We start from the raw sequence: 15,134 nt of genomic DNA on the forward strand, positions 1-15,134 counted from the left end.
TCACTCACCTTGCTCTACAAGATAAGCCTACTATAAAAAACTGTATATACATACAGTTTTTTATAGCGCGAGATACTGCTAAATGACCACACTGCTCAACTACGGCCGCAGATAACTACCGTATAGCCGTCTCTGAGGAGCAGCGTTAAAGGGGGAGAGGGCATACGCTCACTGTTGCTTTAACAGAGCCAACTGAAATTTCCGGAACCGGACGTTAGATGATTTTCCTGCGCATATACCGGAGTCGGCACAATGCGGACATACGGAGCGGCCTGATCGATGTCTTTAGCTGCGATTTAGCTGCCGCTATAAAGGAAGATTGAAAGAACACCTCTCATCTTATGATGCTGAGGTGCTTAGTACCCGCCAAGTTGCCTTAGTTATAAGAAGCGAAAATTTCTCTACCTATTTTGGCAATAGCTTTATTTCTCTCGTCAAACGAAGCTTCAGTCTGGGTGAGATATATCGCAACAATTAATGGCTGCTGTTCATTTGACCAAATCGCAGCGGTGATTCCCCTAGACCCAAAACCACCAGCACCCGACCTATCAGCAATTGACCACCCCTCTGGTAGCACTGAACGCAACAAGCTATCGGACACCTTGTTGCCAGCCATCCATTCAATTAATTGTTCTTTAGAGCCACTTGAGAGTTTCTCGCCATAAAGCAGTTTCCCGAGGCTTTTTACAATCGCGTTAGGTGTTGTTGTATCACGCTCATCCCCGCTTCGCGCTTCATTTAAATGAGGCTCTATACGATCCAGTCGCGTTACTTCATCACCGAGTTCTTTCATGAACAAGGTCAATTCAGATGGGCCACTAATACCGTCCAGTACTATATTAGCCGCTGTGTTGTCACTCATAACCAATGCAGCCGTGCAAGCCTGCTTGAGGGAAAAGCTCTCTCCAACAAGCTTTTCTGTTATCGGCGACCAAGTAATAAGGTCTTGTTCCTCAATCTTCACAGATCGATCAATCGACAGCTTCGCCGTTTCAACATCGTGGAGCAATTTCGCACATGCAAGAGGTTTAAAGGTGCTCATCAACGGAAAACGTGAATCGCCGTTGTAATGCCAAAGGTAACCATCAGAAACGCTGTAGATTGAGACTCCTACTTTAGCACCCAGGTTTTGCTCTACCTCTTTGATGCTGTTGACTATCAGGTCTGGAGAAGAGTTGGCAGGAATGCTGAGGGTTAAGCTGCTTAACAGCGATACAAAAACAACAAATTTGGAGTACATACGATAGTTTTTTCCTAGATATAAAGAAAGGTGTTTCCTGCTCGCGATGATACATCAAAACGAATATCGATTAAAGAATTATCGTCTGTTATGGGTCGCGACCTGCGGTTTAAAGCAGCTTCGAGTGAAAGAGAATTGCGTCTGCTTTACCAGTTTGTTTAAAAACTCTCACGGTTCGGAGTGGGCCAGCGCTTATCGAGGCCACCGAAGTTGTTCCGTCTCGCCTGAGTCGGACAAGGCCATTTATATTATTTAGTTAACTAGCCTAACTCAACTTTGCTCGGATGAGCGCTAAGGCAACCAATTAGGGGATCCCAGCGGGGATCAGTGAAAAAACTCGACCGAGTGATAGTTGTCAACGCCGTAAAAGTAGGTATGAACGAGATTTATCTTACTATCTTATTATTTTTTCGTTATTTATTAATAGATTTCAGAACATTGACAAAAAAGAGCAATATGGGAAAAGCGCTGGTGAAGGAAAACCAGCAGAAACACGTTCCATGAACAATGGAATACGAAGGCGCTTGGCTTTGATGAAGGCAAGTGCGCCGCTACGGCCTATCAGCGAGACACTCATGACGAACCTCGAAAAATCATAATTAATACTGTTTGTTTATACAGTATCTAATGCTATGCTGATTTCTACAAGTAAAATTGTAGGTAAAACTGTAGTTGTTCGAGTAAGACGCTGTGTTGTCGGTGATTTCTTTTTTGTGTTGAAAAACTAGATGTGGGGGGATCGCTCGCCCTCGTCAAAGCCTGCAAGGCTTGGACAATACTGCTTCTGCCTACTGCTCTTGTTTCTGTTACTGATCCTGTTACTGCTACTGGTTAACGCATGGGTCAAGTAACCGTCAAACAAGGCTTGTTGAACCCTTTGCAAAGGGTTTAAAAACAGTTAGTAAAATTCTGCTTCGTATTGAATTTACTGGCTTAAAGCGAAGTCAGGAGCATCATTAAAATGCTCAGTCGAACTCAGTTCAAGCCTTTTTCAACCGTTTGAAAAGGGGTTGGCTAAGCCATACCTAAAGGGTATCGGTAAGGGTTACCTAAAGGGTTTAGCTAAGGCTTTCTGAAAGGCTTAGCCAAAGCCTTCATACATGGGTTCACCCAGTAGAAAGATTAAAAAAACGCTGAGGTATCCAAGGTGCATTTAGAAAAACCTGTGGCACAGTGAAATCACCTAAAGCGAACAATAGAATTGAAGAGGAACCATCAATGACAAGAGCCCCTGCGCCATTTCCGCTAGAGCGCCTCGCGGATATCCCAGACAGACCAGAAGATTTTAGATTGCTGGAGCGTATTCCATTAACGCGTGAGCCGCAGTCCTGGCCACTTGAACTATCTCCTGTGGTCGGTGATGAACAGCCAATGGTGCTGCTCGATACAGAGACAACTGGACTGTCTGCCGATGACGAGTCCATTATTGAGCTTGGTATGGTTAAGGTGCTTTACAGTCCCTCGGCTAAGCGGATTGTGTCGATTGTTGATGTGATCAGTTTGTATGAAGATCCCGGCAAGCCAATCCCCGAGCTGATTACAGAGTTAACCGGTATTACCGATGACATGGTGCGAGGCCAGCGCATTGATGATTCACTGGTAGCGAGTTGGTTATCCGATGATCCGCTGGTGGTTGCACACAATGCACAGTTTGATCGTCCTTTCTTTGAAAAGCGGTTTGCTGCATTAGGCCATCTATCTTGGGCCTGTTCAGCCAGTGGCATAGATTGGAAGGCGCTGGGTTTTGAAAGTCGAAAGCTTGAGTACCTGCTGCTTCGCTTAGGTTGGTTTTATGAAGGACACCGAGCCGCAACCGATTGTTTGGCGATGGCCTGGTTGTTCCATTTGTTGCCCGAGTCCGTTGCAAACTTGTTGTCTGAAGCAGACAGGCGAACTGTGTTAGTTCGTGCGTTTGGTGCGCCGTTTGACGTAAAGGACTATTTAAAAGAACGTGGTTACCGTTGGCATGACGGCGTTAAAGGTGCCAACAAGCATTGGTGGCGCGAAATCAGCGAAGACGAGTTGCCGCAGGAACAAACTTACCTGGATGATTTGTATCATCGTGGCTCAGAACATGCCCACTATGACTACAAAGATGCCCGTAATCGATTTAAAGCTTTGTAGCTCTCTACAAGGTAAGCCTTGCATATTTGAAAACCTCTGGAAAATGGAAAGTGAACTCATGGTTTAACCAACAAGAGGAATCTTTCCATGTACCAAGACACCTACATTGAATACTGGGGCGAAATCTTCGTCTCTGCCCGCATCATTGAATTTGGCATCACGTTCGAGCGCTTTCTTAAAGATCCATGGAAGCACTTGATGTCCTGTGGCCAAGACTCAGCCCCAGACGCGATTGCTGAAGGGATGTTGCCATTGCTACCAGCCCAGGCAGAGGTTGCTAGGCGCATTCGGGAGAGTGAACAACGAGCCCTGATGTCTACAGAGTCGGACAAAGGGGTATCGCATCGCGGTAACATCGTGGTGCCATTGGTTCGGGTAGCGCATTGATAGCGGCTACCAGCAATGGCATGAAACAGTGTCTTCACGCCCATACCTGAGCGGCAATTGCAATCCAGATCAAAAAGTTGCCGCTTAGTCTTCCCTACAAAATAATTTGTGATAGGATGATACTTAATAAAATTAATTAGGTTGAAGCCTATTCAGTGTGTTATGGCCATCTGTCCAGCTTCAACCGGTAGAGATTGATTAGTCATTGCGGATGAAGAGCAGCATTGAGTGGTGCTTTTCAATGTGATTACGCGATGTCGGTCCGTACTTTATAAACAGAGTTTTAAGAAACTGGTTGAATTGGATAAACAAGACGCATGACAAATGATGGTCTGAAACAAACGGTACCAGCGAGTTCACTCGCTAAAGAAGGCGCGAAAGGAAAGCCAGATAGGCTTTTGCAGATAGCGCAGTTGCCACAAGCAACCAGGGATCGCATTGCCCACATCGATTTCACTTTATTGTTTAAGGGAGAAGCGGTGCGGGCGGATTTAGTCGATCGCTTCAGCATAGCTGCTGCACAAGCAACGAAAGACTTCACAATGTACCGAGAGCTTGCACCAAGCAACATTGAGTATGACCAAAAGCTCAAGTTGCATAAACGTGGTGAAGCATTTGAACCCTTGTTCGACTATGACGTTGTTCGAACACTGGCAACCATCAGCCAAGGGTACGGCGATGGCTTCAGTGGAAAGGTAAAACCGCCTCTGGCTTGTGAAGCGCCTTATCACCTTAACAAGCCGAGTTTATCGATAGTGGCGAAGGTCACCGAGGCCATTCACAAAGGCAAAGCCTTGAGCATCACTTATGTGTCGTTATCGAGCGGTGAAACAACGCGTGAAATTGTACCGCATACGCTGGTGGACAATGGCCTGCGTTGGCATGTTCGTGGTTTTGACCGCAAGCATGGCCAAAGCGGAGCGCCAAATGGGTTCCGTGACTTTGTGCTTACCCGAATTAAAGCAGCGGTCGTGCTTGAGGATTCCATTCTGTCAGAGGCTGAACTTGAAACCCAAGACCGGCAATGGAATCGCTTTGTAGAGCTTGAGTTAGTACCGCACCCACGCATAGAGCACAGCGAAGCGATTGAGCTTGACTATGGCATGAAAGGTGGTGTTTTAAAGATTGAGATTAGAGCGGCAACGGCAGGTTATTTACTCAGACAATGGAATGTCGATTGCTCCAAAGCAGCTCAGCTAAAAACACCCGAATTTCATTTATGGTTAAAAAATTATCAAACTTTATACGGTGTCGGTAACCTTGCGATTGCGCCTGGTTTCGATAGCGTCACAGCATAGGGAAGAACATGAATAATTCAGAACAGCAGTTTTTAAAAGAACTCGATGTAAAGTTGTGGTCGGCAGCCGATCGGTTACGTAACAACCTCGATGCCGCTAACTATAAGCATGTCGTGCTAGGGATCATCTTTCTAAAGTATGTGTCAGACGCTTTTGAAGAGCGCCAACAAGAGTTACGTCAGTTGTTTACTCAGGACGATAGCGATGACAATATTTATTACATGCCTCGTGAAGATTATGACTCTGACGAAGAATACAACGATGCGGTCAATGCAGAGTTAGAACTGCACGAATACTATCAAGAGAAAAACGTTTTCTGGATACCAAAAAGGGCAAGATGGAAATTTATAAAAAGTACTGCTTCTCTTCCGATCGGTAGTGTAATTGACAAAGATAGTCATGGAAATGAAATTAAATTGAGATCAATTTCATGGTTGATTGACAATGCACTGGATGAAATAGAGTCGCATCGGATAAATGATAAGCCAGCAAATCCAAAGTTAAAGGGAGTTTTACCTCGAATAAGTCGTTACGAAGTTGAAAATACGAATCTAACAGAGTTAATAAATAGATTCTCTGATACGAGTTTTAGTAATCCTGAGTTTAATGGAAAGAAGTTAAGCTTAAAAAGCAAAGATATTCTTGGTCATGTATATGAATATTTTTTGGGGCAATTCGCGTTGGCTGAGGGAAAACAAGGTGGGCAGTATTACACACCTAAAAGTATTGTTACTCTAATTGTTGAATTGCTAGAGCCATATCAGGGGCGGGTTTATGATCCTGCAATGGGGTCGGGTGGATTTTTCGTTTCAAGTGAAAAATTTATTGAAGAACACGCAAAAGAAAAAAAATACAACGCATCAGAACAAAAAAAACACATATCTGTTTATGGTCAAGAAAGCAATCCTACCACATGGAAGCTTGCGGCTATGAATATGGCTATAAGAGGCATTGATTTTAATTTTGGGAATAAAAACGCTGATACTTTTCTAGATGATCAGCATCCAGATCTTAAAGCTGATTTCGTAATGGCAAATCCTCCGTTTAACATGAAAGAATGGTGGAGTGAAAAGTTACAAGGAGATATAAGATGGATGTATGGAACACCTCCAAAAGGGAATGCTAATTATGGATGGCTTCAACATATTATCCATCACCTAAATTCTAATGGTAAGGCAGCAATCTTACTTTCAAATGGGTCTTTGACCGTAAATGCTAAAGACGAATATGAAATAAGGAAGTCCATCGTTGATAGTAATTTATTAGATTGTGTGATTGCTCTCCCGACACATTTATTCACTAACACGCAAATTGGTGCATGTATTTGGTGCTTTAGTAAAGCAAAAGACAAAAGACAAAACAGAGCGAAAAATGTGCTATTTATCAATGCTAAAAATTTAGGAACTCTTGAGACTAAAGTAATCAGATCTCTATCAAAGTCTGAAATAGAACAAATAGCGGATTGTTATAAAGACTGGGTTAGATCTGAAGGATACAAAGATCAGCCTGGGTTTTGTAGAAGTGTTGATATAAGTGAGATAGAAAGGCATAAATATGCCCTTGTACCAGGTCGATATGTGGGTTTTGACAGGAAAAATCTTGTATCGAAGGAAGCACAGATTGAAATGTTTAAGAATATTCAAAAAGTAAGTAATAGGCTTAATGAAGTAGTTCTGGCGGCTGAAAAAACAAAACAAATAATGGAGAAAGTTTCAAATGGCTGAACCATTTCTATTAAGTCATAAAGATTGGTTTCATGGAACTTTAGAGGCTTGTAAAAAAACTGGATTAATTCTTCAGGTTGAATCAGGTGGCACACCCAAAACAAATGAAGATGATTATTGGGAAGGAGATATTCCATGGCTAACTCCCAAAGAAATTACTGACATGGATGGTGTTTACGTCAGTAAAACAGAGAGAAATATCACTACTTTAGGTCTTAAAAGTTCGGCAGCAAAACTATTGCCTGCAGGAACAGTAATGCTCAGTAAAAGAGCCCCTGTTGGTGCAGTTGCTGTCAACACTGTTCCTATGGCTACAAATCAAGGTTTTTTGAATTTTACATGTGGGCCACTTTTGAGGCCGCTTTATTTAGCATATTGGTTTCGCTTGAATAAGCCTTATCTTGACGCAGTTGCTAATGGTTCAACATATCCTGAACTCTATAAAAGTGATCTCTTTGAGTTTCACATATCAGTGCCTTCAGTAGATGTACAAGACAAAATATTGAAAGTAATTAGCGCACTTCAGTTTTGTAAACTATCAGGGCATGCACTAGAACAATCCGCATTAGATATGCAGCAACTTAGCAATATAAAAGCAGAAAGTAACGAGTTAGAAAAGACAATAAATCAGGTGATGTTCCTACTATTTTCAGGGGAGCTTTCAATAGATGATCTTAGTAAAAGGCTCTCATTATGATTGGTTTGTGTCAAAAAGGTAGTTGCCGAAAGTTGATTGGTCATACTGGGAAGTGCGATCCTTGGCCGACTAACTGCTGGTCATTTCTGGAAGAAAAAGATAAGAAAAAACTTTCAAAAGCAGGCTACGCAACACCGCGAGGAGGAAAGAAGGGGGCTTATCAAAATCATGTTTATAGAAACAATAAAGTTATCATTCCTTTTGAAAAGATTAATGTTATTGATACTTCAAACTATGAAGATGGGTACATCGTAAGGCTGTACCCTGATCAAGCTTTTATTTCTTCAGGTATTTTGAGTGAAATAAATTTGCCAGATGGTGAGCCACTCGTAATCGGTGAAAATGCTTTTGTATTGTATCGCTCTCATCAATCTTTTGATGAGTTTCCACCGCTTGACGAATGGTCCGTTCGTCACTTGGAGGATAAGAATGGAAATATCGTTGAAAAAAGAAGTTCAGAAGTATTAGACAAAGGGCATTATATTCTTCGCCTTCCAAAAGTTGGTGGAGGCAAGAAAATTATAAAAAATGAAGTTATCGAAGGGCCACCGCAGGGGATTTTTGCTCCTGAATATGCTAACAAGGAAACTAATTTTCTATCACAAGCATCTTTAGCATGGCAAATTATACATACATCGTCTAGCCCATATACAGCATCACAAGCATTACATCTGAAATTAATTCTAGATGAGTGCTCACTTAGTGATGGGGTTCACTATAACTATCTTGGGATGATGAAAGGAAATATTACAACTTGCCCACTATGCCTCAAAAGAATTTCATATGATGAGCTTCATAGTCATATAAACCTTGAGAATGAAGAATCTCTTTTAAACTCTGGCCTAATAGTAGATGGAACCAATCGTTCTACTACAGTAAATCTATTTCATATGATTCCACTTGAATATGAACGGTTGCATCATAATCACTTCTACGTTTCTTGGGGGCATGCAACTTGTAATACCAAGCTTGGGCAGCGAAGATGTTATTCGCTTGCTGAAGTAAAGGAAATGGATATAAAAGTAGCTAAGTTAATTGGTGATAGCATTGAAACTTTTGGGTGGATTAGTGATGACGACAAGATGATTAGATCCCCGAATGGAGCTGTTTGGATCAGAATCTCTGAAGAGCTGTATATAGAGAGGGATTAAAGTTATGAATGAAGAAAATCTAGAGAGCCTTTGTTTAGGTTGGTTTAGGGAAAATCATTGGGATATTCTTCATGGGCCTGATATTGGTCCAGATGGCAACAATCCTCTGAGAAAAAATTACTCTGACGTTATCTTAGAAACTTACTTAAAATTAGCATTTGAAAAAATCAATAACCATATTCCTGTTGTTCAAATAGATATCTGCTATGAACAGTTTAAAGCCATTATATTAAAACCTGATTTTTTTGATTTAGTTACAAGTAACCGTTCTTTTCATCGTTTCTTGTTGCAAGGAGTTCCTGTTGTATATAAGGGAGCCGATGGTGAATCGATACAGGATCATGTTTTTATTATCGACTTCGATAACTTGAACAATAATCTATTTACTGTCGTCAATCAGTTCACGATTACTGGCACCAAACAGCCACGTCGGCCTGATGTCATTTGTTTTATCAACGGCTTACCGATTGCTGTTCTTGAGTTGAAAAGCCCAAGCGATGAAAATGCCGATATTTGGGATGCCTTTAATCAACTGCAAACCTATAAAGATGAAGTCTCAGACCTTTTTATCTTCAATGAGGCGCTAGTAGTCAGTGATGGTTACACCGCTCGGGTCGGCTCTCTAACTGCTAACCAAGAGCGTTTTATGCCTTGGCGCACTATTAATAATGAAAACGATAAACCTTTACTGGAGTGGCAGCTAGAAACCATGGTTCGCGGTTTTTTTGATCGTGAGTTGCTGCTGGATTACATACGATTTTTTGTATTGTTTGAAACAGACGGTGAGACGATCATTAAAAAGATTGCTGGTTATCACCAGTTTCATGCTGTGCGAGAAGCGGTAAAGACGACAGTCATTGCGGCTCAGCAAATTGATGGCGTAACAGAGAAGCGGGCAACCTATGCCGATGAGGTAGTACCTGGTAGTAAAAAAGCAGGTGTGGTTTGGCACACTCAAGGCAGCGGCAAAAGTATTTCAATGTGTTGTTATGCCGGTATGTTGCTTCAACAAAAGGCTATGAATAACCCAACGCTGATTGTTGTTACCGACCGCAATGATCTAGATGGTCAGCTCTATGCCACGTTCTGCAACGCAGTTGAGCTCTTGAAGCAAACGCCTGTTCAAGCATCTGACCGAGATGCGCTAAGACAGTTGTTAGCTGAAAGAGAGTCTGGCGGCATCATTTTTACCACAGTGCAAAAGTTTGCCCTGCTTGACGACGAGAAGCATCATCCAATACTCAATGAGCGTCACAATATAGTTGTTATCTCAGACGAAGCACACCGCAGCCAATATGGCCTGAAAGCCACCTTAAGTGCAGATGGTCAATATAAGTTTGGTTACGCCAAGCATATGCGCGATGCGCTACCGTCTGCTTCCTTTATTGGTTTTACTGGTACACCCATTTCACAAGAAGACAAAGACACTCGCGCTGTATTTGGTGGCTATGTGTCCATCTACGACATTCAAGATGCAGTAGATGATGGCGCAACCGTTCCTATTTATTATGAGTCACGCTTGGCAAAGCTTGATTTGAACCATGCTGAAATCGCTGAGTTGTCCGATCAAGTTGATGAAGTGGTAGAGGACGAAGAGGACGTCAGCAACCGTGAAAAAACTAAGGGGGAATGGAGCCGTCTTGAAAAGCTTGTTGGTGCGACTCCTAGATTAAGCCAAGTTGCAGCTGACTTGATCGAGCACTTTGAGACACGCAATGCCACTATGGATGGTAAAGCCATGATAGTGGCTATGAGCCGTGATATCTGTGCGCATCTCTACAATGAGATTATTGCACTGCGCCCAGAATGGCATTCGGATGATCCTGAAAAAGGGGCGATTAAGATTGTGATGACAGGGTCAGCTTCGGACAAGCCACTTTTGCAACCCCATATTTATAACAAAAAAACCAAAAAACGCTTAGAAAAGCGCTTTAAAGATATGAATGATCCTCTGAAGTTGGTCATTGTCAGGGACATGTGGTTAACGGGGTTTGATGCGCCTTGTTGTAACACTATGTACGTGGATAAACCGATGAAAGGCCATAACCTGATGCAGGCCATTGCGCGGGTTAACCGCGTATTTAAAAACAAGCCAGGCGGTTTAGTTGTTGACTACATTGGTATTGCTAACGAGCTTAAGCAAGCATTGAAAACCTATACAGACTCTAAAGGTAAAGGCGAGCCAACACTCAATGCAGAAGAAGCGTTTTCCATTCTTTTAGAAAAAATTGATGCTATCCGTGGCATGTTTGGTAAAACACCAAAATCCGATGGTTTGGACATATCGGGGTATGAAACTCAAGCGCACAAACTATTGGTGCCTGCCGCTAACTATGTACTTGGCTTAGAGGATGGCAAAAAGCGTTTCTTAGACTTAGTGTTGGCGGCAACAAAATCATACTCACTATGCAGTACCTTGGATGAGGCTAAAGAGTTAAGGAAAGAAATCGCCTTTTACTCAGCCATTAAGGCCGCCATCAGCAAATTTACCAGCGTAGATAGAAAGCGCACTCAGGAAGAAAAGAACTCGGCACTGAAACAGATCCTAGATAACGCAGTGATCGCCGAAGGCGTTGCTGACGTGTTCGCACTTTGTGGCTTGGACAAGCCCAATATTGGTTTGCTATCGGATGAGTTTTTAGAAGACGTGCGACAGATGCCGGAGCGCAACTTGGCCGTTGAATTACTTGAAAAACTACTCAAGGATGACATTAAAGCGAAAACACGTAATAACGTTGTGCAAGAGAAGAAATACGCAGACCGCTTGCAAGAAACGCTTAGAAAGTACAATAACCGCGCCATTGAAACAGCTCAGGTCATTGAAGAACTTATTCAAATGGCCAAAGAGTTTCAGGAAGAAATGATGCGCGAGGCTGAACTGGGGTTAAATCCAGATGAAATCGCGTTTTATGATGCTCTAGCCAACAACGAAAGTGCAGTACGTGAACTTGGTGATGAGATCCTTAAAAAGATTGCCGTCGAAATCACAGACAAACTCAGAAAATCGACCACGGTTGATTGGCAAGTTCGTGACAGTGTTCGAGCTAAATTAAAAATACTCGTGCGCCGCACTTTACAGCGTTACAAATATCCACCTGACAAAGCCGCTGAAGCTGTAGAGCTTATTTTGAAGCAGGCTGAGACATTGTCGAATTCATGGACGAAATAAAGGGTGCTTTTATAGATGACAACAAATAAATCTAATTCATTCTGGTTTGTGGGTGCATCCTACGGCAAAGGTAGTGAAGACCAAACGGAGCGTTTTCTCAACGATGGCGTTTGGCAAAATGGCTATGAAGATAAATATCTCGATGTAGTCCGCAGTATGCAGCCGGGCGACAAGATTGCCATTAAATCGTCATATACAAGAAAGCGAGAGCTCCCTTTTGATACTAAAGGCCAGACTGTTTCAGTAATGGGGATCAAAGCTATTGGTGTGATTACCCGTAATCATGGCGATGGCCGGTTTGTCGATGTTGAATGGCAACCACGCTTTGAGCCTGTTAATGAATGGTATTTCTATACCAATCGCAGCACTATTTGGCGCGTTTCTCCCGATGATTGGATGACAGAGGGGCTTATTGACTTCACTTTCAATAATAAACCCCAGGATATAGATCGTTTTCGCAATGCTCCCTATTGGAAGGAGCGCTTTGGTGATACCCCTGTCGATAAACAGCGTTTTAAATGGACCCAATTTTACGAAGAGTTTGCCGACAAGCTATTAACTTACAAGGATGATCGTGCTTCTTTAATGGCAGCCATCCACGATTTACCGAACAAAATTGAAAGCATTTCTGTCCTTCAAGATCAGCCTAAGGAAGGCACAAAAGATTTGCTAAGTGATATTTGCCCGTTTACCGTCTTCGGCCTGTTTAACCGGGGCATTACCGATGCTAACCGAATAGCCATCGCAAGCGAGCTTGCTGCTTTTTTGAAAGTTGAAACGCCTGTTCCTAATTCCTTTGAAGGTATCCCTGTTGTTAATAATCAGCGCTCTTGGTTTTTTGGATACAAATACCGACGGGGTGAACATGACATTGATACACTATGGAACCTTTTTGAGGCCGCCATAGAACACGCTAATAACTCAGAAACTGATACCGCAGAGGCACTTTACGATGCTTATGAAACTGCGACTAAATGCTGGGGAACCGGCTGGAACCTCTCAATGGGGCTGTATTGGATTAGACCATGGAAGTATCTGACACTTGATGGCCAATCACAGGCATACATCACTAAAAAGCTGGGTTTAGAAATAGGCAAGAATGGCGAAAAAGGTCGCTGTAGCTCAAGAGATTACTTCGGTCTGATTGATGATCTAGAAACACGATTTCAAGAGGACGCCTACCCCGTACACTCTTTTCCAGAACTGTCGCTTTCGGCCTGGCTATTTAAGGATACCGACACATCCGCTCATCCGAATGCTACTGACCTTGATGACGAGGAGCTATCGGCAGAAGAAGACGAAGTTGCTGTTCAGACTGCGCCTATTGAACCTTATACAATTGACGACATCATTGCCGATGGTTGTTTTCTTGAAAGAGAAAGCATCGCAAAAATAATTACTCAGCTTAGACATAAGAAAAACCTTATTCTCCAAGGCCCTCCGGGAACTGGTAAGACATGGCTCGCAAAGAAACTTGCATATGCGTTAATGGGCCAAAAGGACGAAAACTCTCTACGCGCTGTTCAGTTCCACCCCAATCTATCATATGAAGATTTTGTGCGTGGTTGGAGGCCATCAGGCGAAGGAAAATTAACTCTCGTTGATGGTCCATTTCTGGAAATGATTAATGAAGCCAAAAAAGATGCGAGCAGCAAACACGTAGTCGTTATCGAAGAAATTAACCGAGGAAACCCTGCTCAGATTTTTGGCGAAATGCTCACATTGTTAGAGGCTGACAAGCGCACGCCAAGTGAAGCTTTGGAGCTTAGTTATCGTCGAGCTGAAGGCGAAAGAATTCATATTCCCGCTAACCTTTATGTTATTGGCACTATGAATATTGCCGACCGCTCATTAGCACTTGTTGACCTTGCTCTACGTCGCCGATTCGCATTTTTTGATCTTAAGCCAACGCTCGGTGAGGCATGGCGCAATTGGGTTCATAGTAAGGCTGGTATTGATAACGATTTTTTGCAGTTAATTGAACAGCGCATAGTCTCACTAAATAACGAGATTTCAAAAGAACGCAACTTGGGCCCTCAGTTTAAAATCGGCCACAGTTATGTAACACCACCGTTAAATACAAAGATTGAAGATGCTGCAGCATGGTTTCAAGGTGTCGTAGAAACTGAAATTGGACCGCTTCTTGAAGAATACTGGTTTGACGATATAGAACGCGCTATCAAATCCAAAGACGCTTTGGTTGAAGGCATCTAATGTCTGCCGTTATTGAAGCGAAAAGCCAAACTACTTCGTCGAGACGATTAGGAAAGATTCCTGTTCGTAACCTGTGGTTGTTGATGCTCTATGCTTCGGACCTTTATCGCCACCTTGGCACCAATAAAGTCGACGTAGAAGACAACCCAGAAGACATAGCAGATTTGGTTGCCGAGATTCTCTGCCATCAAGTTGAAGAACGCATGATGCGAAATTTAAGCTATGGGTATGAATCGAAAGTTGCTGTAATCAATCGAGTTCGTGGACGCATAGATACCCTAACCACCGAGCGGCAAAGGCTACTTGAAAAAGGTAAGGTATGCTGTCGCTTTGATGAGTTAACGGTAGATACTCCCCGTAATCGTTATGTTAGATCTGCATTAGAACGATTATCAAAGCTGAATATTAAACCAACTCTTGCCCATAAATGCCGAGCCTTAATGCTGAGTTTAGAACGTCTAGGCGTGAGCAAGGCAAAGCCAATAAATTACAGCGGAAAGTCGGAAAGATTTGGACGCCATGATATTAGCGATCAGAAGATGGTTGCTGCAGCCGATTTGGCTTTTTCACTCGCTATACCCACAGAGTTTGACGGTCAATTTCATCTAACAGCTCCTGACACTCGAAAAGAGTGGCTTAGAAAATTGTTTGAAAAAGCTGTAGCGGGTTTCTATGCCGTAGCACTAGATAAAAGAGAGTGGCGAGTATTGGCTGGCAAACAGTTTGATTGGCAGATATCAGATAAAAGCTCAGGGATAGACGAAATTCTTCCCAGCATGAAAACAGACATCATTATCGATAATCGTTCACCAGACAAGCGTTTGGTAATCGACACAAAATTCAATTCAGTGACCACTAAAGGTTGGCATAGGGAACAGACTCTTCGCAGTGGTTATATCTACCAAATGTATACTTACCTTAGAAGCCAGGAAGACACTTCAGACCCCAAATCACTTGAAAGTATTGGCATGTTACTTCACCCGACAGTAGATAAAGAAGTCGCTGAGATGGTAACAATTCAAGGCCACCCAATATGGTTTTGCACTGTTAATTTAGGTGAGTCAGCTATTTCAATCAGAGAGCGCCTACTTGCTCTTTTACAAAAGAGTTTCCAGGAGAAAAAATAATGG

At 42.7% G+C, this 15,134-nt stretch carries 10 protein-coding genes and 1 pseudogene; 9 read left to right on the forward strand and 2 right to left on the reverse strand.

Translation table 11 applies throughout. The features are described 5' to 3' along the window. Positions 1 to 376: 376 nt before the first annotated feature. Together bla and M0M83_RS03195 are read right to left on the reverse strand one after the other, a co-directional pair. Complete coding sequence (gene bla, locus M0M83_RS03190) at positions 377 to 1,240, reverse strand: class A beta-lactamase (RefSeq protein WP_102139633.1); 864 nt, start codon at positions 1,238 to 1,240, stop codon at positions 377 to 379. Positions 1,241 to 1,706: 466 nt separating this feature from the next. Then, positions 1,707 to 1,817: pseudogene (locus M0M83_RS03195) on the reverse strand (UV protection and mutation protein); the annotation flags it as partial. A gap of 641 nt (positions 1,818 to 2,458) precedes the next feature. Between M0M83_RS03195 and M0M83_RS03200 the strand changes: the two are divergent. The 9 genes from M0M83_RS03200 (at position 2,459) to mcrC (ending at position 15,131) form a co-directional block, all read left to right on the forward strand. Beyond that, on the forward strand, positions 2,459 to 3,364 hold the full coding sequence (locus M0M83_RS03200) for a 3'-5' exonuclease (protein ID WP_048609065.1): 906 nt from the start codon (positions 2,459 to 2,461) through the stop codon (positions 3,362 to 3,364). Positions 3,365 to 3,451: 87 nt separating this feature from the next. After that, positions 3,452 to 3,751 (forward strand): hypothetical protein, encoded by a 300-nt coding sequence (locus M0M83_RS03205; RefSeq protein ID WP_048609064.1) that lies wholly within the window; start codon positions 3,452 to 3,454, stop codon positions 3,749 to 3,751. Between the two features lie 317 nt (positions 3,752 to 4,068). Further along, positions 4,069 to 5,049 (forward strand): WYL domain-containing protein, encoded by a 981-nt coding sequence (locus M0M83_RS03210; protein ID WP_048609063.1) that lies wholly within the window; start codon positions 4,069 to 4,071, stop codon positions 5,047 to 5,049. 8 nt (positions 5,050 to 5,057) lie between these two features. After that, complete coding sequence (locus M0M83_RS03215; RefSeq protein ID WP_001065598.1) at positions 5,058 to 6,773, forward strand: type I restriction-modification system subunit M; 1,716 nt, start codon at positions 5,058 to 5,060, stop codon at positions 6,771 to 6,773. Continuing rightward, a complete protein-coding gene (locus M0M83_RS03220; protein ID WP_000829999.1) occupies positions 6,766 to 7,470 on the forward strand; it encodes a restriction endonuclease subunit S in 705 nt (234 codons plus the stop codon). The genes M0M83_RS03215 and M0M83_RS03220 overlap by 8 nt, the downstream gene beginning before the upstream one ends. Beyond that, positions 7,467 to 8,621 carry a BstXI family restriction endonuclease gene (locus M0M83_RS03225; RefSeq protein ID WP_002040530.1) on the forward strand — a complete coding sequence of 385 codons (1,155 nt, stop codon included), beginning with the start codon at positions 7,467 to 7,469 and terminating at the stop codon, positions 8,619 to 8,621. The genes M0M83_RS03220 and M0M83_RS03225 overlap by 4 nt, the downstream gene beginning before the upstream one ends. Positions 8,622 to 8,625: 4 nt before the next feature. Beyond that, the gene (locus M0M83_RS03230; RefSeq protein ID WP_048609060.1) at positions 8,626 to 11,790 is read left to right on the forward strand and encodes a type I restriction endonuclease subunit R; all 3,165 of its coding nucleotides are present in this window, start codon (positions 8,626 to 8,628) and stop codon (positions 11,788 to 11,790) included. A 15-nt stretch (positions 11,791 to 11,805) separates the two neighbouring features. Further along, positions 11,806 to 14,004: an McrB family protein gene (locus M0M83_RS03235; protein WP_048609058.1), complete on the forward strand. Its 2,199-nt coding sequence runs from the start codon at positions 11,806 to 11,808 to the stop codon at positions 14,002 to 14,004. Continuing rightward, positions 14,004 to 15,131, forward strand: a complete 1,128-nt coding sequence (gene mcrC / locus M0M83_RS03240; protein WP_001277095.1) for a 5-methylcytosine-specific restriction endonuclease system specificity protein McrC — start codon at positions 14,004 to 14,006, stop codon at positions 15,129 to 15,131. Before M0M83_RS03235 ends, mcrC begins: the two co-directional genes overlap by 1 nt. The last annotated feature ends 3 nt before the right edge of the window (positions 15,132 to 15,134 follow it).

Origin of the sequence: Providencia rettgeri (genome assembly GCF_023205015.1) — a bacterium.
In the GTDB taxonomy this organism is placed as follows: Bacteria; Pseudomonadota; Gammaproteobacteria; order Enterobacterales; family Enterobacteriaceae; genus Providencia; species Providencia rettgeri_E.